16 protein-coding genes are annotated in these 19,719 nt (G+C 63.2%); 3 read left to right on the forward strand and 13 right to left on the reverse strand.

Annotated features, from left to right (window positions below; all coding sequences use genetic code 11):
- Window position 1: 1 nt before the first annotated feature.
- From AB3X94_RS19675 to AB3X94_RS19710, 8 genes are all read right to left on the reverse strand, one after another.
- Window positions 2-3,235 (reverse strand): efflux RND transporter permease subunit, encoded by a 3,234-nt coding sequence (locus tag AB3X94_RS19675; protein ID WP_368612426.1) that lies wholly within the window; start codon window positions 3,233-3,235, stop codon window positions 2-4.
- A 12-nt stretch (window positions 3,236-3,247) separates the two neighbouring features.
- Window positions 3,248-4,498 (reverse strand): efflux RND transporter periplasmic adaptor subunit, encoded by a 1,251-nt coding sequence (locus AB3X94_RS19680; protein WP_368612427.1) that lies wholly within the window; start codon window positions 4,496-4,498, stop codon window positions 3,248-3,250.
- Between the two features lie 16 nt (window positions 4,499-4,514).
- Window positions 4,515-4,907, reverse strand: coding sequence for a hypothetical protein (locus AB3X94_RS19685; RefSeq protein ID WP_176107422.1), 393 nt, complete (start codon window positions 4,905-4,907; stop codon window positions 4,515-4,517).
- Window positions 4,908-5,062: 155 nt separating this feature from the next.
- Window positions 5,063-5,452, reverse strand: a complete 390-nt coding sequence (locus AB3X94_RS19690; protein ID WP_013093249.1) for a response regulator transcription factor — start codon at window positions 5,450-5,452, stop codon at window positions 5,063-5,065.
- Between the two features lie 150 nt (window positions 5,453-5,602).
- Window positions 5,603-6,226 carry a response regulator transcription factor gene (locus AB3X94_RS19695; protein ID WP_368612428.1) on the reverse strand — a complete coding sequence of 208 codons (624 nt, stop codon included), beginning with the start codon at window positions 6,224-6,226 and terminating at the stop codon, window positions 5,603-5,605.
- Between the two features lie 5 nt (window positions 6,227-6,231).
- Entirely contained in the window at window positions 6,232-7,680 is a 1,449-nt protein-coding gene (locus AB3X94_RS19700) for an ATP-binding protein (protein WP_368612429.1), read from the reverse strand.
- Window positions 7,681-8,473: 793 nt separating this feature from the next.
- Complete coding sequence (locus tag AB3X94_RS19705; RefSeq protein ID WP_368612430.1) at window positions 8,474-9,019, reverse strand: YSC84-related protein; 546 nt, start codon at window positions 9,017-9,019, stop codon at window positions 8,474-8,476.
- Window positions 9,020-9,359: 340 nt separating this feature from the next.
- A complete protein-coding gene (locus AB3X94_RS19710) occupies window positions 9,360-10,040 on the reverse strand; it encodes a hypothetical protein (RefSeq protein WP_368612431.1) in 681 nt (226 codons plus the stop codon).
- A 233-nt stretch (window positions 10,041-10,273) separates the two neighbouring features.
- Between AB3X94_RS19710 and ppk2 the strand changes: the two genes are divergently transcribed.
- Window positions 10,274-11,089 (forward strand): polyphosphate kinase 2, encoded by an 816-nt coding sequence (gene ppk2 / locus AB3X94_RS19715; RefSeq protein ID WP_368612432.1) that lies wholly within the window; start codon window positions 10,274-10,276, stop codon window positions 11,087-11,089.
- Window positions 11,090-11,117: 28 nt separating this feature from the next.
- Here ppk2 and AB3X94_RS19720 read toward each other — a convergent pair whose 3' ends face one another.
- From AB3X94_RS19720 to AB3X94_RS19740, 5 genes are all read right to left on the reverse strand, one after another.
- Complete coding sequence (locus tag AB3X94_RS19720) at window positions 11,118-11,870, reverse strand: SDR family NAD(P)-dependent oxidoreductase (RefSeq protein ID WP_176107417.1); 753 nt, start codon at window positions 11,868-11,870, stop codon at window positions 11,118-11,120.
- 142 nt (window positions 11,871-12,012) lie between these two features.
- Window positions 12,013-13,797, reverse strand: coding sequence for an acyl-CoA dehydrogenase family protein (locus tag AB3X94_RS19725; RefSeq protein WP_368612433.1), 1,785 nt, complete (start codon window positions 13,795-13,797; stop codon window positions 12,013-12,015).
- 17 nt (window positions 13,798-13,814) lie between these two features.
- A complete protein-coding gene (locus AB3X94_RS19730) occupies window positions 13,815-15,695 on the reverse strand; it encodes a feruloyl-CoA synthase (RefSeq protein ID WP_368612434.1) in 1,881 nt (626 codons plus the stop codon).
- Between the two features lie 159 nt (window positions 15,696-15,854).
- Complete coding sequence (locus AB3X94_RS19735; protein WP_368612435.1) at window positions 15,855-17,306, reverse strand: aldehyde dehydrogenase; 1,452 nt, start codon at window positions 17,304-17,306, stop codon at window positions 15,855-15,857.
- 38 nt (window positions 17,307-17,344) lie between these two features.
- Entirely contained in the window at window positions 17,345-18,172 is an 828-nt protein-coding gene (locus AB3X94_RS19740) for a p-hydroxycinnamoyl CoA hydratase/lyase (RefSeq protein ID WP_176107413.1), read from the reverse strand.
- 175 nt (window positions 18,173-18,347) lie between these two features.
- On the opposite strand from AB3X94_RS19740, the gene AB3X94_RS19745 reads away from it, so the two are divergent.
- Both AB3X94_RS19745 and AB3X94_RS19750 read left to right on the forward strand, forming a co-directional pair.
- A complete protein-coding gene (locus AB3X94_RS19745) occupies window positions 18,348-18,791 on the forward strand; it encodes a MarR family transcriptional regulator (protein WP_312883570.1) in 444 nt (147 codons plus the stop codon).
- Window positions 18,792-18,824: 33 nt separating this feature from the next.
- Complete coding sequence (locus AB3X94_RS19750) at window positions 18,825-19,709, forward strand: amidohydrolase family protein (protein ID WP_368612436.1); 885 nt, start codon at window positions 18,825-18,827, stop codon at window positions 19,707-19,709.
- Window positions 19,710-19,719: the final 10 nt, after the last annotated feature.

Genomic DNA, 19,719 nt, shown 5'->3' on the forward strand with positions numbered 1-19,719 from the left:
GTCATTCACCTTCCCGCGGCGCAGACGGCGCCTCGCTCGACGCACCGGGCCCGGCCACCGCCGAGGGCTCCCGTCCCGCGCCGCCACTGTGCTGCGCGTCCGGCGTCGACTTTTTGCCTCCCTTCGAGCGCGACGACATCGATTCGAGCAGGTAATAGAACATCGGGATGAAAAACACCGCGATCGCCGTCGCGCCCAGCATCCCGCCGATCACACCGGTACCGATCGAATGGCGGCTGTTCGCCGATGCGCCCGTCGCGATCGCGAGCGGCACGCAGCCGAGAATGAACGCGAGCGAGGTCATCACGATCGGACGCAGCCGTTCTTCCGCGGCGGTCATCGTCGCGTCGAGGACCGATGCGCCGCCCTCGCGGTTGAGCACCGCGAATTCGAAGATCAGGATCGCGTTCTTCGCGGCGAGCGCGACCAGCATCGTCAGCCCGATCTGGAAGTAGACGTCGTTGGACAGCCCGCGCAGCATGATCGCGAGCAGCGCGCCGAACAGCGCGAACGGCACCGCCATCAGCACGCCGAACGGCAGCGTCCATTTCTCGTACTGCGCGGCGAGGATCAGGAACACCATCACGAGACCGAATACGAACACGAGACCGGAGGTGCCGCCCGACTGCCGCTCTTCGAACGCTTCGCCGCTCCACGCGACGTCGTAGCCGTCCGGCATCTGCGCGGCGAGCTCTTCGAGCGTGGAGATTACCTGCCCGGAGCTAAAGCCGGGCGCCGCATTGGCCGTGATCTTGACGGCCGGAAAGTTATTGAACCGGGTGACGAGGTCCGGGCCCGTCACATAGCGATAGGTCGCCAACGCCTTGATCGGCACCATCGTGCCGTTGGTGCTGCGCACGAAGATCTGATCGAGATCGGTCGGCTTCAGGCGATATGACGGCTCCGCCTGCAGGATCACCTGCCACAGCCGGGCCGCGCGGTTGAACTGCGACACATATAGCGAGCCGAACATCGTCTGCATCGCGCTATAGACGTCTTCGACCGGCACGCCGAGCGTCTCCGACTTGTCGCGATCGACGTTGACCATCAGTTGCTGCGACGACGCATTGAATGTCGACGTCACGCGAGTCAGTTCCTTGCGCGCCCGCGCTCTCTGCAAAAACTGCTCGACCACGCCCGCGAGCTGCGAGATGTTCCCGTCACCCTTGCTCTGGATCCACACCTCCGTGCCGCCCGTCGTGCCGAGCCCCGGAATCGACGGCGGATTGACCGGCAGTACGATGCCCTCCTGCACGTTCGAGAAGTACTTATACGCGTCGAGCAGAAGCGCGCGCGCATTCTGCGTCCTGATGTTGGCCCGCGTGTAGCGTTCGTCGAAGCTCTTCAGACCGACGAAGAATGTGCCGGCATTGTTCTTGTTCTGACTGTCGAGCAGGCTGAACCCATCGATCGTGGTGATGCTGCCCACCCCGTCTCGCTCCTTGAAGTAGTCGGTGACGCGTTGCGATACCTGGCCGGTGCGGTCGAGGCTCGCGGCGTCCGGCATGATGACCGCGCCGAGCAGATAGCCCTGGTCCTCGGGCGGCAGGAACGCGGACGGAATCGAGCGCACCATCAGCACCGAGAGCGCGATCAACGCCACGAAGAACACGAGCCCCATGATGCAGCGCTTGATGACCACTTTGACCGCGCGCGTATAGCCCGCCGTCATGCGGGCGAACTGGTTGTCGAACCAGCGGAAAAAGCCCTTTTTCTCGTGGTGCGCGCTCTTGAGCAGCAACGCGGCGAGCGCCGGCGACAAGGTCAGCGCGACGATGCCGGACAACACCACCGAAATCGCGATCGTGATCGCGAACTGCTTGTACAACTGCCCGGTGATGCCACCGAGAAACGCAACCGGCACGAACACCGCGCACAGCACCAGCACGATCGCCACGACCGGTCCGGCGACTTCGTCCATGGCCATTTTCGCGGCTTCTTTCGGCGACAGCTTGTGCACCGTCATATTGCGCTCGACGTTCTCGATCACCACGATCGCATCGTCGACGACGATGCCGATCGCGAGCACCATGCCGAACAAGGTCAGCATGTTGATCGAAAAGCCCACCAGCAGCATGAACATGCAGGTGCCGACGATCGACACCGGCACCGCGACGATCGGAATCAGCGTGGCACGCAGGCTTTGCAGGAACACGAACACGACGATCACGACGAGCACCAGCGCTTCGAAGAACGTGTGGATCACGTCCGAGATCGACGCCCGCGTAAACTCGGTCGTGTCCATCGCGATCTCGTAGGTCATGCCTTCGGGAAACGACTTCTTCAGCTCCGCGAGCGTCTTGCGCACCTGCTTCGACACTTCGAGCGCATTGGCGCCCGGCTGCTGATACACGGCCAACACCGTGGCCGGCTTGCCCTGGAAGCGGCTGCGAATCGAGTAGTCCTTCTGGCCCAGCTCGGCGCGGCCGATGTCCTTCAGGCGCACGATCGCCGCGCCGCCGCTCGCCGCGCGCACGATGATGTTGTCGAACTGCGACGGCTCGGCGAGGCGCCCCGTGGTCGTGACCGCGAACGACTGCTGCACCGCCGAGCCCGTTGGCGACTGTCCGATGCTGCCGACCGCGAACTGCTGGTTCTGGTTCGAGACGACCTTTTGCACGTCGGCGGCCGTCACGCCCAGTTGCGCCATTCGATCCGGCTTCAACCATATTCGCATCGCGTAGTCTGGATTACCGAATATGGACGACTGGTTCGCGCCGGGAATCCGCTTGATCGCGTCGAGTACGTAGATGTTCGTGAAGTTCGCGATGTAGGTCGCGTCGTAGCGGTCGGTGGGCGAATAGACCGCGATCACCATCATGAATGCCGACGACTTCTTCTGGACCTGAACGCCTTGCGACTGCACCGAGCTCGGCAGTTGCGGCAGTGCGAGATTCACGCGGTTCTGCACGTCGACCTGGGCCAGTTCGGGATTCGTGCCGATGTTGAAGTACACGTTGAGCGTAAAACTGCCGGTCGACGAACTGGACGAGTTCATGTAGATCATGTTGTCCGCGCCGTTGACCTGCTGCTCGATCGGCGCGGCGACGTTGTTCGCGACGACCTCGGCGCTCGCGCCCGGGTAAGTCGCGGACACGGTGATCTGCGGCGGCGTGACGTCCGGGTATTGCGCGACCGGCAGCGCGAACATCGCAATCGCGCCGCCGAGCGTGATGACGATCGAGATGACCGACGCGAAAATCGGCCGGTCGATGCAGTAGCGCGAGATATTCATGTGGGCGCCCCGTCACTCGGCGGCGGGCGCCGCCGCCGCGCCACTTTGCGATGCAGCCGTCGCCACGGCCGCCGAGTCCTTGGCCGGCGGCAGCTCCTTGACGATCTTCAGCTGCGAATCCGCGGTGACGCGCAGCGCGCCATCCACGACGATGCGCTCGCCCGCCTTCAGTCCATCGGACACGAACCAGTTGTCGCCCTGCCACTCGCCGACTTCGATGACCCGCTGATGCGCCTTCGCATCGTTACCCACGACCCACACGAAGTGACTCTTCGCGCCCTGCAACACCGCGCGCTGCGGCACCAGCGTCGCGTTGGGCCGGATCGCACCGCCGACGCGGGCCTTCACGAACTGCCCCGGACGCAAGGTGTATTTCGGGTTCGCAAAGGTCGCGCGCACGAGGAAGGTTCCCGTTTCCGTGTTGAACGCAGGGTTCGCGAAGTCGATCTGGCCCTGCTCGGCATAAGGCGTGCCGTCGGCGAGAATCAGATGCACGGAGAAATTGTTGTTCGGCGGAAAGCGCAGCTGTCCGGCCGCGATTTCGTCGCGGTACTTCAGCATCTCGTTCTCGGAAATGCTGAAGTTCACCCACATCGGGTCGAGCTGGTACACGTAGGTCAGCAAGCTGCTGTTGCCGGTTGCCGTCACGTAGCTGCCATCCTGCTGACGCGCGAAGCTCGACAGCCCGTTCAGCGGAGACTTGATCGTGGTGTAGCCGAGGTTCAGCTGCGCGGTATCGACTTCGCCCTGCGCGGCGAACACCGCCGCGGCGCTTTGCTTCTCGTTGCCGACAGCGTCGTCGAGATCCTTCTTGCTCAACGCGTTCTGCGCCGCCAATGGTTGCACGCGCGCGAGATTGGCCTTGGCGACTTCGAGACGCGCCTGCTGCTGGGCCAGTTGCCCTTTCGCGGTCTGCAGCGCGGCCTCGAACGGCTTGCGGTCCATCTGGAACAGCGTCTGTCCCGTCTTGACCAACGTTCCTTCGGTGTACATGCGCTTGTCGAGAAAGCCGTCCACCCGCGAGCGGATCTCGACTTCGCGCGAACTCTGGGTTTGCGCGGTGAATTCGAAGTCGACCGGCGTGTCCTGCTGGACGACCGTCATCACGGTCACTTCCGGCACGGCGGCCACCTGCGGTGGCGCTTCCTTCTTGCACGACGCGAGCAGCGTGAGCAGCGTCAGTGCCGCGACGACGGCGAGCAACGGGAGAGGGCCGCGAGAATCCGGCCGCGGCGAGGCCAAACACACGGGTACGGTTTTCATCGCGCACTCCGCCTGATTACAAAGGCGTGCAGTTGCCGAACAGCACGAAGGCATCGTTTCTGTTCGCGATCATCAGCGTCATCTCGCCGTCCGTCGAATCGACGGCCAGCGTCCAGCCAAAGCCCATCTCATTGCCAAGCATCACGAGCTGATCCGCCTCTTTGGTAACCGAGAGCATCGGCGTCGTGTGCGCAGGGCCGACGACCGCGCGTTTGTCGAAGTCGAGCGTGAGGAATTTCGGCAGACCGAGATCCGCGGGCAACGCGCGCGTGCAAGCGATCCCCGGATCGCAGGCGTGCGCGTCGATCGTCGCGCACATCAGCCGCTTGCTGCCGTCGAAGTCCGCCGCGCCCACCTGCATCGCAGCGGTACCGAGAAGAATCGCGAGACAAACCGAAATTGATTTCATCACTTGCGCTCCCGCTCTTATCCTTGAACGCTGCCGCGCTCCGCGCGGCGCAGCCGGCGTTCGGTTCGACGCTTGGATTGAGTTCAGTTTGGTGATCCGAAGAAACGGCGGCAATCGGACCTTGGTCTCATATCTTCTGGTGCGAAGGCGCGCGTTCAGGGTGTCGGCGGCGGACCGCCGATGGCCACCTCGACCGCCTTGAACAGAATCGCGCTGGTGAAAGGCTTGCGCAGATACGCGGCCGCGCCGGCCGCGAGCGCGGCCTGGCGGACGGAGATATCTTCGTAGGCGGTAATCATGATGACCGGCACCCCCATTTGCGCGAGCTGACGCTGGACTTCCAGGCCGTTGGTTCCCGGCATCTGGACGTCCAGAATCACGCAGGCAGGCCGATACGACGGAATTGCCGCAAGCGCATTCAAGAACTCGTCACCGCTGCAAAACGTCTCCGCCCTGATACCTTCGGAATGCAGCAAACGCTTGATAGCTCGGCACACCGACTCGTCATCGTCGACCACCGCAACGAATTGGTTAGGGTTGACCATATGACAACGCGAACGCGCGGCCGCTCCGGAAAGGGGACCTCTGATGCCTTAGCGTACTGGTTGAAACCCCAATGAGATATAAGACTTTGGTCCACTAGCGGTGCCGGTCAGCGCCGCTAAAAGTGGCAGCGCAACGCGGGAGCCGGGCGATTATTCTTCGTCGGCCGTACAAAAGCCGCCCTTTCGCAGCAGATGAACGAGTTCGACGATCGATCGGGCCTTCATCTTCTCCATCACGCGGGCCCGATGAATCTTGATCGTTTTTTCGGCCGCGCCCAGATCGCTCGCAACCTGTTTGTTCAGACGGCCGGTCACGACGAGCTCCATCACTTCGCGCTCGCGGCGGGTCAGATGCCGCATGCGCTCTTCTATTTCCTCGCGTTCGTGGCGGCGCCTGCTTTCCACGCATGCGCGCGCGAGCGCGCGATCCACCGCGGCGAGCAACAGCGAGTCGCGCACCGGCTTGGGCAGGAAGTCGACGGCTCCGCCTTTCATCGCGTCGACGCTCGAGCCGATGTCGCCGTGGCCGGTCAGAAAGACAATCGGCAGCAGCTGATCGAGCTTGCGCTGCACTTCGAGTCCCGTCATGCCCGGCATCTGCAGATCGAGAACGAGGCAGGCCGGCATGTTCGTCAAATCGGCTCGTTCGAGAAAGGCCTCGGGACTGTCGAAGCATTCGACCTGGTAGCCGGACGCGCGCAGCAAGCGGGCGAGCGCGCTGCGCACGCTGCCGTCGTCGTCGACGATGAAGACGCGAGTGTTGGTCTGGTTCATGATGATCAGGGCACGAGTCTCTGTCGGATATCGGTCGCGACGGGAAGCGTGACGTGAAACGATGCCCCTTTGCCCTCGTTGTTTTCCGCCCACAGCCGGCCGCGGTGCGCCATGACGATCGTGCGGCTGATCGACAGGCCCAGCCCGAGCCCCTGCGGTTTGGTGGTGAAAAATGGCCGGAAAATCCTTTCCATGCTGTCGACGTCGAGGCCCTGGCCGCAATCTTTTACCGTTATCCGTATCAGCCCGTCCGCTTCCTCGCGCACCGTCGTTTCGACGCGGCGCTCCGCGGCAGGGCAAGCCTTGACCGCGTCGAAAGCATTCAGCAGCAGGTTCAGGATCACCTGCTGAAGCTGAACCTTGTCGCCGCAAATCAGCGCCAGATTCTCCGGGATGTCGAAGCTCGTGTGCACGCCGCGTGTCAACGCATCGCTATGCACGAGCATCGCGGTGTCGCGCACGACGTTGCCGGCGTCCAGCAACTGCAACTCGACATCGCCTTTGCGCACCAGGGCGCGGATCTTCTGCAGCACGTCGTTCGCGCGGCAATTGTCGGCCACGATGTCTTCGAGCGCTTCGCGCAGCTCCACGACGTTGGTGGTCTCCGAATCCAGGAATTTGCGTGCGGCCTGCGCGTTGAAGAGGATCGCGGTAAGCGGCTGCTTCAACTCGTGTGCGAGCGATCCGGCGAGTTCGCCCAACGAAGAAACGCGCGCGAGGTGCGCGAGATCCCTCGTATTTCCATCGACTTCGCCGCACGCACTGCAATCCGATATCGCGGTGATCCGCAATTCCTGATCGTGCACGCGGCATCGGGTGGTCTCCGCCTCCGCGTGAAAGCCGCCGCCATCGCGCCGCCGCGCGATCAGACTCTGCGTGGTCGTGACGCCGAGTTGCAGCTTCGCGCCACGATTGCCTCGACTCGACCGATCGGCGTTGAAGCCGTCGATCGGAAACAGCCTGGCGCTCGGCGCGCCGACCAGCTCTTCGCTCGTGTAGCCGAACAGTTGCGCCGCCCGCGCGTTCGCGAAAATGATCTGGTCGCGCTGATCGATCGTGACGATCGGCACCGGCAACATTTCGAGCATCTCGCACAGCGGCACTCTCGCGTCGAGCATGCGCCGCGTGCCGCTATCGCCTTCGCCTCGCAACCATGACGAGCAGGCGGCGACATAGCGCCGCCATGCCGGCAAGCCGGACGGCGGCTCGCAGGTATCGCGGGGACTCTGCCGGCTCGACACGCCGGTGATATTTCGAGCGGTCTGAAACCGATGATGCCTGGGTGAAGACTGTCTGGAACGGTCGTGCCCGGATAGCGGAGGACCGTCGTTGCGCGCATTGTCGATCTGCGACGGGTTGCTTTGACCCATGTGGCGCGGTTGCGCGTGCAGCGCCGTGAGGATTCCCGCTACCCCGATCGCCAGGTGTCTGCCATGCACGATCAGATTAATCATTGGCACCTCCGGGTCCAGTGCGAACGGATTCCGTACAACTGCGACGTCTTTATCGTTGGGCTTCGAACCAAATAATCGACTTCACAATCGGTACTTCGCACGTCTGGTGCTGGAAGTCAGTATAGGATATCCAGAATCAATTACCGACAGGAGACCGTAATTTATGCCACTTACTCGGGAAACTACTCAATGGTTTTTTGCATTGTCCGCCATCAACCGGCAAATGGCGACCCAGTTTGTTAGGCAGTTAATTATTGCTGGCCCGGAGTGCCGGCCCATCCACACGCGCACAAGGTTAGCAAACCAGCAACGTCGCCGTTTGGAGCCGCAATGCTTTCTCTCTGGGCGATAGCGCTTTCAAATGGAAACTTCAACGGTAAAGTTTTCATGCAGTGCGAATTAATGAGCCAGCGGGTAGGCCCGACGCCAATTCTGCAATTTAGTTAATCTCCCGGAAATATGTTTTTGACGCAAGTCAAGCTTTTATCCCGATATTCCACGCGGTGAATATCTGCTTTCATCAACCGCGAAAAATAAATCTATGCCAGGAAGATGAGGAACCCGAGTTTCGGTTTCGTCTTTGGTCAGTGCAGATCAAAGGCGGCGTCGCCGGGAGCCGCGAGCGCAGCTGGCTCGCAGCGTTTCGTGAGAACAACGGGAAGGATGAGGGGGACCGGCTGAGGTGGGTCCGCCAAAAACCATGCTCGGCGCGTCGCCGCACCAAAGCATGCGACGCGCCGCCGGGTGACGGCGTCATGACGATCGATCGAATGGCGCTGCTTGCCGCGTCCGGTTACAGATTCAGACGCGTAACCTTGGTGCCGGCCACCGACACGTCGGCCATCAAGCCCGCATTGGTCAAGACCATCGCCACGACCTCGGCGGTCGCCGACGAGGTATCGATCGCGCCGTTAGCCCCGACTTTCAGCAGCGAAACCGACGCATCGGCGCCCGCCGACCAGCCCTTCGAGTTGCGGAATTTGTCGAGCGAAGCCTGCGTCATGAACAGGAAGAACACGGCGGTCGACTGCGCGCCGGCCTGCAATCCGAACGAAGCCGCGGCGGTACTGTAATAGCCGACCGTCGCTCCCCCGACGCGCAATGCGCCTTCACCGTACTCGCCACCGACGATGAACGCCGCCTTCTTCACCGAAGGAAACACCAGCACGCCCGGCGCTTTCGATACGAGCTCGTGCGAGCCTTGCACCGTATCGAACAATTTCGACAGCGCACCGTTCACGGCCGCGTCGATCTCCTGCCGTTTGGCGGCGTCGGTAGTGGCGCTTTCGCCACTGCCTCCGGTCGTCGTGCAACCCGCCAAAGCCAGACTCGCTGCCATGGATGTTAGCGCGAGCGTGTGCACAAAGTTCCGTCTGTTCACTTTCGACTCCGTTCTGGTTACGATCCGAGTCGCCAGTCGTGATGTCTGGAAGCCTCGATCTTTTTTCTCTGCCGTGAAGCGGCATAGCCGCCCAAGGAACCATCAATGCCACCGCCGCGCGTCGATCTTCCGAGCGCATGTAGCGAGCATTGGAAGCGTCGCTCTTAAGTTACCGGAGCGACGACTACAACGCTTGCAGATACATGATGTCACGCTGAAACCGCTGCGGAATCGGACCTTGGTCTTACAGGTAGCGCAATGCGGATGCTGGGCGAAACGCGAAGCCAGAGGACATCGATCATCCGCCGAGCGCGATGATCGCCATGGTCAGCAGCACGCCGACCACCGCCATCGCAAGGCCGGCGTGCCAGCCGCGAAATCCCGCGTAATGGCCCAGCGCCACGCCGCTGCCGAATAACATCACGATGGTCAATACGCGAGAGACGATCAGCGCCGTCGGCACGTGCGTGAACAGCACGAAGGGCAACGCGACCGGGAACGTCGCGGCAACCACGAGCACGAAGATAGCCGCGGCGGCGACGAAATCGTCGCGCACGAATATGGCTCGCTGCGGCAGATCCGGCCGCGCGGCAACACGCCTGCGGATCGACTCCAGCTCCGTATCGCCGATCAACGGCTTGAGCCATGACGCCATCGCATCGCGAAGCGCCCGAACGCCCGCGGCCGCATCCGGCTCACTTCGCACGGAATGCGCAACCGTCATACGTCTGCCGCGAGACACCAGCGTACGCACGAGGTACATCACCGCGTCCGCGAGACCCCAGGCAAGATTGCAGCCGAACGCAGTGTAGAACATCTTGTGCCCCGCGTCCGCACTCGCGCCGACGGCCGAGACGGTACCGACGAAGGTCAGCGCCATGAAGAGGCCGAAACATAACTCGCACACTCGATCGACGACATCGAGGACCGGCTCCCTATCGCCGACGTTTTCCCGCTCCGTGTGACCGGTGGCATCCATGAGGCCTCCCGTGGCGATGGCGTCGAACTATCCCGCGCGCCTTGCCGGCATATGGACGAGGTACCGCGAGGACAGTCGGATCGGGCTCGCGCGAGCAAACGCCCAGAGCATACAGCGCGCCCTGTACCGACGATATTGGACCAAGGTCGTATGGCCCTGCTTCGCGCCGCGCTCTACCTTGGGAATGGATCATTGCGCAGTACCCTGGAACAGTCCGCGCTGGGGAGAAGAGTATGACCAGAACGAAGTCGGAAAACGGGCAGCCCGAGAAAGACAGGTCGCTGTCGTACAAGGAGTATCGCAAGGCGTTGTTCGATCTGCATGTCGAGCTCGTCAAGCTGCAGGAATGGGTCGTGCAAACGGGAGCGAAGATCTGCATCGTCTTCGAGGGTCGTGACGGCGCGGGCAAAGGCGGCACGATCAAGGCGATGACCGAGCGCGTCAGTCCGCGCGTGTTCCGCGTGGTCGCGCTTCCGGCGCCGAGCGAACGCGAAAAAAGCCAGATGTATATGCAGCGCTACGTGCCGCATTTGCCGGCCGCGGGCGAGGTCGTCATCTTCGACCGTAGCTGGTACAACCGCGCGGGCGTGGAGCGCGTGATGGGCTTTTGCTCCGAGGACGACGTGCAGAGCTTCTTCAAGGCGGTGCCGCTCGTCGAGCGGGCGATCGTTCATTCCGGGATCATCCTGCTCAAATACTGGCTGGAGGTCAGCCCCGAGGAACAGACTCGCCGGCTCGAAGCACGCATCAACGACGGCCGCAAGCTCTGGAAGCTGACCGACATGGACCTGAAATCCTATAGCCGATGGTATGACTACTCGCGCGCCCGCGATGAGATGCTCGCGGCGTCGGACACCGACTTCGCTTCGTGGTACCTGGCGAACTCGAACGACAAGCGGCGCGCGCGGCTGAACATCATCAGCGACATGCTTCAGAGGATTCCGTATAAGCAGCCGGCCCGCAAGAAAGTCTCGCTGCCGAAACGGCAAAAGCCGGACGGCTATAAGGAACCAGACTATCCGTTTAAATATGTGGCCGAGCGGTATTGATGAGGCAGGTGTTGCTCGCCTCACCTCGCTAGAACGACTCGTTGAACGGGCGCAGGTCGATTTCCTGCGACCACGCGCTGCGTCCCTGCTGATGCAGGTGCCAGTATGCTTCGGCGATGTCGTCGGGATTCAGCAGGCCGTCCGGGCCGCGTTCGGCCACGTATTGCGGCGCGGACGTGCGCAGACGTTCGCCGTCGATGCCGCCATCCACCACCACGTGCGCTACATGAATATTGCGCGGCCCGAACTCGCGCGCGAGGCTCTGCGTGAGCGAGCGCAAGCCGGCTTTGGCCGCGGCGAATGCGGCAAACGGCGGCCGCCCGCGCAGCGACGCGGTGGCGCCCGTGAACAGCAGCGAGCCTCGTCCTGCTGCCAGTAAGGCCGGCAACGACGCTCGCGCGAACAGAAAACCGCCAAGGGTGATGACGCGCCATGCCGCCTCGAACTGCTCGGCGCTCAATTCGAGCGTCGGTCCACGCGTTGCGCCGGCAGCGTTGAAAATCGCGACTTCGAGCGTGCCGTGGTCGGCGAGCTGGCGCGCAATGGCGGCGAGTTCGCTCTCGCTCGTCACGTCGCCGGGCAACGCATCGGCTTGCCCTCCGGCACGCCGGATTTCGTCGACGATCGTATCGAGCCGATCGCGCGAACGGCCCGTCACCGCGACGCGCAGACCCTCGCGAGCAAAACGACGCGCGAGCGCGGCCCCTAGCCCGGCGCTCGCGCCCACTCCGGCAATCCACGCGACACGCGCGTTCGCCGCGTTTCCGACGGCTTCAGTCATCGCACTCTCCGTTGGGTCGTAGCCGTGGCACGACAGGCGTCACGGCACCAAGTACATGCTTGCATGGTGTCATCAGCTTAGGCGAATTTCGTCGGATCGGCTGGCGAATCGGATTGTCGGAGTTGTCGAGCTGCCGCTGACTTTAAACGTAGGGCAGCGCTGCCTCGCAACCGGCTTCAACGAGGCTGCGGCGATAAGCGAAGGCCGCGAGCGGGTAGTCGAAGAAGAAGCGGCCCGTGTCGCGCTTCTGCACGTAGAACGCTTCGGCCTCGCATTGCGGCGTCGCAATTCGCAGCGTGCGCGCCCACGCGAACGCCAGCAGCATCCAGCCAAGCATCGCGAGATAGTCGTCCGCGACGCGGTAGGCCGTCTCCGGGTCTTGCGCATGGCGTGCCTTGATCACCCGCGTCGTGTTCCCGACTATCTCCGCGAGTTGTTCGAGCTTCGCACCCGCAGAACGAACCAGCGGATCGGATTCCTGGCACAAGCGCGCTTCGGCGCGCACGTGACGAAGCAGCATATCGAGGGCTCCAGCCCGGTCCGGCAGCACCTTCCGAACCAGCAGATCGATCGCCTGAATCTCGTTGGTGCCTTCGTACAACATCGACACGCGGCTATCGCGCAACGTCTGTTCGATGCCGTACTCGTGGATGTAGCCGTAACCGCCGAACACCTGCAATGCCTTCGATGCGGCGTCGAAACCATTGGCCGTAAAAAACGCCTTCGCAACCGGCGTGAGCAACGATGCGAGCTGCGCCGCCCGGTCCCGCTCGTCGGCATCGGCATGATGCGCGGCGATGTCGAGCCAATGCGCGGTCCAGTAACCGATCGCGCGCTCGCCTTCGACGATCGCCCGCAGCTCCATCAGAATCCGTCGCATGGCCGGATGAAACGCGATCGGCGCAGCCTGCCCCGCCGCGACGGTCGCGCCGGGCGGCACGCTGACCGCGCGCATCTGTGCGCGTTCCTGCGCGTAAGCATGCGCTCGTTGCCACGCGGTATGCGCATGCCCGAGGCCTTGCATCGCAACCTGCAGGCGCGCCGCATTCATCATCACGAACAGGCAGGCGAGGCCGCGATGCGGCTCCCCGACGAGCCAACCGAATGCGCGTTCGAAGCGCATCGTGCAAGTCGGGCTGCCCTTCAGGCCCATTTTCTTTTCGATGCCTTCGCAATGGACACCATTGGGCGAGCGCCCACCGTCGCCGTCTTCGAGCCATTCCGGGACGACGAACAGCGACAACCCTTTGGTACCGGATGGCGCATCGGGCAAACGGGCGAGCACCAGATGAACGATGTTCTCCGTCAGGTCGTGCGCGCCGCCGCTGATGAAGATCTTGCTGCCGTCAATGAAATACCCGCCGCTGCCCGGCGCTTCTGTCGCACGCGAACGGATCAGGCCGACATCGCTGCCGGCCTGGGGCTCGGTCAGACACATCGTCGACAGCCACTCGCCACTCGCGACTTTCGGCAGCAACTCTGTTTTCACGCGCTCGCTGCCATGCGTCTGCAAGCAGGCAGTCGCGCCGTGCGTGAGCCCAGGAGACATCAACCACGCATGATTGGCGCCCGCGAGCATTTCCTGCAGTGCGACGTCGAGAAGCTGCGGCAGGCCCTGTCCGCCGTGCTCGGCGTCGAGCGACAGCGTCGGCCAACCCGCTTTGACGAACTCCGCGTAGGACTCGCGAAAACCCGCGGGCGTCGTCACCTTGCCCGCATCGATACGACATCCTTCGAGATCCGCGCTCGCGTTCAGCGGCGCGATGCGCTCCTCGACGAAACGCGCCGCTTCCTCCAGCACCTGCTGCGCCGTCTGCGAGTCGAGGTCCTGCCAGTCGGGCACGTCGCGCCACCACGACGCGGCGTCGAGCCACTCGTCGATCGCGAAGCGCATGTCGCGCAGCGGCGCCTTATAAGTCAACGTCATTTCTTCGTGTCCCCGGACTAGCTGCCTTTGCGCGCATGGATCACCGTCGCGTCGGCTGGGTCGGCTTCGTGCATGGCTTCCACGAGCGCGGCGCGGTGCTGGAGCACGGCGCGCTGATTGATCGAGCCTTTGTCGGTGATCTCGCCCAGGTCGAGCGACGGCGGCACGCTCAGCAGGTGCATGCGGGCAATGAACGACGCACTGCCCGTCGCACTCCGATTCAGCCGCGCGACGAGTTCGCTGAAGAAATCGCGCACGGCGGCCGTGTTGAGCACCTCCTCCGCGCTCGCATCCGCGGGCGAACCCGCCAATGCGCGACACGCGTCGAGGCGCGGAAAAATCATCACGCCGACTTCGTCACGGTTCATCCCCGTAATGACCGCATCCTGAACGTAGGGCGCCCCTTCGCTGATGATGCGCGCGCGCATCGGCCCAACGCTGACGAAGGTTCCCGACGCCAGCTTGAAGTCTTCCGCAATGCGGCCATCGAACATCAGGCCCAGTTCCGGACGTTGCGGGTCGACGAAACGCACGGCGTCGCCGGTGCGGTAGTAGCCTTCGTCGTCGAACACGCTGCTCTGAAGCGCCGGCGATGCGCGCCAGTAACCGCCCATCACGTGAGGGCCGCGAAAGCGCGCTTCGAATTTGCCATCGACAGGCGCGATCTTGGCCTGGCACCCCGGCGGCGGCAAGCCGATATAGCCGGCGCACGATACGGGTCCCGTCGTGAACAGACAGGACGGGGCGGTTTCGGTCATGCCGAGCCCGGCCATGATGCGGATGCGTTCTCCGCAATGTTCGAGCGTCACGCGTTCGAGACGCTCCCACGCCGCCTGCGACAGACCGGCGCCCGCGAAGAAATACATCTTCACGCGTGAGAAAAACCGCTCGCGCAACACCGCATCCTTTTCCAGCGCGATGGTCAGTTCTTCCCAACCCTTCGGCACGTTGAAGTAGATGGTCGGCGCGACCTCTCGCAGATTGCGCAGCGTCTCGTCGAATTTGCCGGCGATGGGTTTGCCGTCGTCGATATAGAGCGTGCCACCGTTGTACAGCACGATGCCGACGTTGTGGCTGCCGCCGAACGTGTGATTCCACGGCAGCCAGTCGACGAGGACCGGCGGCTCGATGCCGAACTGCGGAAAGGTTTCGAGCAGCATCTGCTGGTTTGCGCCCAGCATGCGATGCGTGGTCGGCACGGCTTTCGGCAGGTTCGTCGAGCCGGACGTGAACAGGAACTTCGCAATCGTGTCGCCATTCACGCGCGCGTTGGCCGCGTCGACGTCGCGCGGGACGGTGTCGAGCAATGCTTCGAAGCGCGTCACCCCGGACGCGTTCGGCGCGGGCGCCGCGCTGACACGTTCAACTTCGCTATCCAGCGCGGCATCGAGCGCGGTTGTATATGCGCCGATATCGTCCGCGTAGACGAGACCCGGTTTGAGCAGTTCGAGGACATGGCGCAGCTTTCCGTAATCGCCCGACATCAACGAATAGGCCGGCGACACCGGTGCATAAGCGATACCGGCCCACATCGCGCCGAGTGCGAGCTGCATATGTTCGACGCTGTTGCCCGACAGGATCACCAACGGGCGCTCGGCGCTGAGATCGCGATCGAGCAGCGCCTGCCCGATCGCACGCGCGCGCTCGAGCATTTGCGCATAGGTGATGCCTTGCCACGCGCCATTGGCATCGCGTCGCGCGACGAGCAGCCGGTCGGGATGCGCGCGTGCGCCGCTCAGCAAGCGGTCGGTAAAGCGCTCCGGAAACGGGCCCAGAGGTTCAAGTGACTCGAGGTACCAGCAGTCGCCGCGTTTCTCGATCCGCGAGGAAGGCGCTCCGATGGCGACGCTCCGGTATCCGGTCGCCAGAGAGCTTGCGTGGCTGTGCTCCGATTCCAAAACCTGTCTCCTATGTCGACCAGAGTTAGCGCTTTAGCGCTTACTCTGGTCCCATGTTGGTTGTATCCCCTTTCCTATACCCGTGGGGCAAGGAAAAAAGGAGTCGCTGTCTCATGCAAGGATGGGGTGGCCGCAATCATTGCGGCCGGGACCCGACGCCTAGATCGGATAATGACGCGGGCTCGTCTGCACCGTGATCCAGCGCAACTCGGTGAACTCGGGAATCGACGCCTTGCTGCCGAAGCGCCCATAACCGCTCGCCTTCACGCCGCCGAACGGCATCTGCGCCTCGTCGTGCACGGTCGGGCCGTTGATGTGGCAGATGCCCGACTCGATGCGTTTCGCGACGTTCATCGCACGCGCAATATCGCGGCTGAACACCGCCGCCGACAAGCCATACTCGCTATCGTTGGCGACCGTCAGCGCCTCTTCATCGCCGTCCACGCGCTGTACCGTCACCACCGGGCCGAACGATTCGTCGGCATAGAGCTTCATCTCGCGGGTAACGTTCTCGACGATCACCGGCTGCATGATCGCGCCGTTCACCTCGCACCCGAGCGGCAGCTTCGCACCCTTTTCGCGGGCATCTTCGACGAGCGCGCGAATGCGCCGCGCGGCGGCTTCGCTCTCTAGCGTGCCGAGAATCGAGCCCGGCTGCGTCGGATCGCCTGCCTTCAGCGTGCGCGCTTTCGCGACGAGCTTCTCGACGAACGCATCGGCAACCTTGCGATCGACGATCACGCGTTCCGTCGACATGCAGATCTGGCCTTGATTGAAGAACGCGCCGAACGCGATACCTTCGACCGCGGCGTCGAGGTCCGCGTCGTCGAGCACGAGCACCGGCGCCTTGCCGCCCAGTTCGAGCAGCGCGGGTTTCAGATGGCGCGCCGAAAGCTCGGCGACGATGCGGCCGACCCGCGTCGATCCGGTGAAATTCACGCGCTTCACGGCGGGATTCGCGACCAGACGCTCCACGATCGCGGGCGCATCTTCCGGCGCATGCGTGAGCACGTTGACGACGCCTTCGCCGAGACCCGCGTCGTTCAGCACTTCGCCGATCAGCGCATGCACGCCGGGACATCCTTCCGACGCCTTCAGCACGACCGTGTTGCCGCACGCGAGCGGCATCGCGAGCGCCCGCGTCGCGAGAATCACGGGCGCGTTCCACGGCGCCATGCCGAGCACGACGCCGCACGGCTGACGCACGGCCATCGCGAGGCTGCCCGGCACGTCCGAAGGAATCACCGCGCCGTCGATCTGTGTGGTCATCGCCGCGGCTTCGCGCAGCATGTTGGCCGCGAGCATCACGTTAAAGCCGTACCAGTTCGCCATCGCCCCCGTTTCGGCCGCGCCGATCGCGATGAACTCGGCCGTGCGCGCGTCCATGCGGTCGGCGGCGGCGAGCAGGCGTTTGCGCCGTTCAGTCGGCGTGAGCGCCGCCCATGCCGGGAACGCGCGCGCCGCGGCGGCGACGGCTGCATCGACGTCCTCGACGGTGGCCGCGGCGGCGCGGGTGGCCACCGCGCCCGTCGCGGGATTGATGCGCTCGAAAGTCTTGCCGTTCGACGCGGCACGTTTCGCGCCGCCAATCAACAGGTTCGTTTGATGCATGTGTTCGTCTCCTCAGTCGTAGCGGTGAAGTGCGCCGCTTAGCGCTTGTAAGTCTGCAAGCCCGGCTTGATGCTCTTGTCGTCGAGGAACTGCTTCAGGCCCTGTTCGCGGCCGCCTTCCGGATCGCGATAATTCGCCTGGTCGAGCTTCGCGTACAGGTAGTCTTCGTTCTGCTCCCATGTGAGTTCGCGCGAACGCTTGAAGCCATGCTTCGCGTTGCGCAGCACGACCGGGTTCTTGTTCAGCAGTTTCGCCGCGAGAGCGATCGTTTCGTCGCGCAGTTGCGCGAGCGGCACGCTCTTGTTCACGAGACCCATCTTCGCGGCTTGCGGACCCGTGAAGGTGTCGCCCGTCATGATGTAGTACAGCGCTTCACGATGCCCGACAGTATCGGCCATCGCCTTGCTCACGAGGTTGCCCGGCGGAATGCCCCAGTTGATTTCGGACAGGCCGAACACGGCTTCGTCCGCGGCGATCGCCAGATCGCAGGCGACCAGCGGCGAGAAGCCGCCGCCGAAGCACCAGCCGTTGACCATCGCGATGGTCGGCTTCGAGTACATGCGCAGCAATTGCCATTGCCAGCGGCTCGCGTCGCGGCGAATCCGCTCCTGCAGCACGTCCGGACCCGCATCCACTTCGCGGAAATATTCCTTCAGGTCCATGCCGGCCGTCCACGCGCTGCCCTCGCCGGTCAGCACGAGAACCTGGGCTTCGGCGTCGAGTTCGAGCGTCTCGAGAACGTCGATCATTTCCTTGTTCAGCGTCGGGCTCATCGCGTTGCGCTTTTCCGGACGATTGAACGTGACCCAGGCGATTCCGCCTTCCACCGCGACCTTGACCGTTTTCCAGCGTCCTTCGTAACTCATCTGCATCTCCGTATCAATGCCGCCCTCGCGGCCTGAGCTCAATTTAATATCAGGCGACCTGATAAGTAAAGTACAATGTAGAGGTCTTGGTACAAACCCCTAACCGCCTATGCCGACGATCAAGAGAAAGCCGTCAGGGTCCGCAACCACGCCAGGCGACACGGTGCGGCGCAACGTGCGCGATCGAAGGCATGCTGCCGCTCCGGTGCGTCTGACCTACCTGGCCGGGCAGCTCGACAAGTTTCTCACGCGGCAGCTTTCCGAAGCGCTCGCGTCGCACGGTCTGACGTTGCCGCAATACACGGCGCTGTCGGTGCTGCGGGCGCGCGCGCGTTCGTCGAACGCGCAGCTCGCGCAGCGCTCGTTGATCACGCCGCAAGCGGCCAGCGCGGTCGTCAAATCGATGGAAGCGAACGGATGGGTCACGCGCGTGGCCGATCCGTTCAACCGTCGCGTCGGGCTGCTGTCGCTGACGCAGGCCGGCGAAACATTGCTGGATCAGTGCGACGGTGTCGCCGACAGGGTCGAGCAATCGATGCTTGGCGAAATCGATGAACACGGTTCACAAATGCTGAAAGACCTGCTGTCGACATGCGTGCGCAATCTTCGCGCAGCCTGACGCATCAGCCTCAATTACACATAGGAGACGCCATTGAATATCGATCAACTGAAGGCCATCGACACCCACGTGCATGCCGAGGTGTCGTGCTGTCAACCGCCAGACCTGTTTGCCAAAGAATTCGACGAAGCCGCCGACAAGTACTTCGGCACCGTGCTCAAACAAGGGCGACGCCCGACCATTCCCGAAACGATCGAGCACTATCGGGAGCGCAAGATCGGCTTCGTGATGTTTACCGTCGACTGCGAAGCGAACGTCGGGCGCCGTCGCATTTCGAATGAAGAGGTCGCGCAGTTCGCGCAGAACAACGCCGACATCATGATCGCGTTCGCCAGCATCGATCCGCATAAAGGCAAGTTCGGCGCGCGCGAAGCACGGCGGCTCATCGACGAGCACGGCGTGCGCGGCTTCAAGTTTCACCCTACGATGCAGGGCTTTTTCGCCAACGACCGCATGGCGTACCCGCTATATGAAGTGATCGCGGAGTACGGGCTGCCGGCGGTCTTTCACAGCGGACATTCGGGCATGGGCTCGGGCATGCGTGGTGGCGGCGGCTTGCGCCTCAAGTATTCGGAGCCGATCTATCTCGACGATGTGGCCGCCGACTTTCCAGACATGAAGATCGTGATCGCGCATCCGTCCTGGCCGTGGCAGGAGCAGGCGCTGTCGATCGCGCTGCATAAACCGAACGTGTATATCGATCTGTCGGGCTGGTCGCCGAAGTACTTTTCGCCCGAGTTGGTCAAGTATGCGAATACGCTGTTGCGCAACAAGGTGCTGTTCGCGTCCGACTTCCCGCTGATCCGGCCGGACCGCTGGCTGGAGGACTTCGACACGCTCGACATCAAGCCCGAAGTGAAGCCGCTCATTCTGAAAGAGAATGCCGTCAGCTTGCTGGGTTTGCGGGCCGACGCATGACGAATCGCGA

This window comes from Paraburkholderia sp. BR10923, from assembly GCF_040948765.1.
GTDB classification, from domain to species: domain Bacteria; phylum Pseudomonadota; class Gammaproteobacteria; order Burkholderiales; family Burkholderiaceae; genus Paraburkholderia; species Paraburkholderia youngii.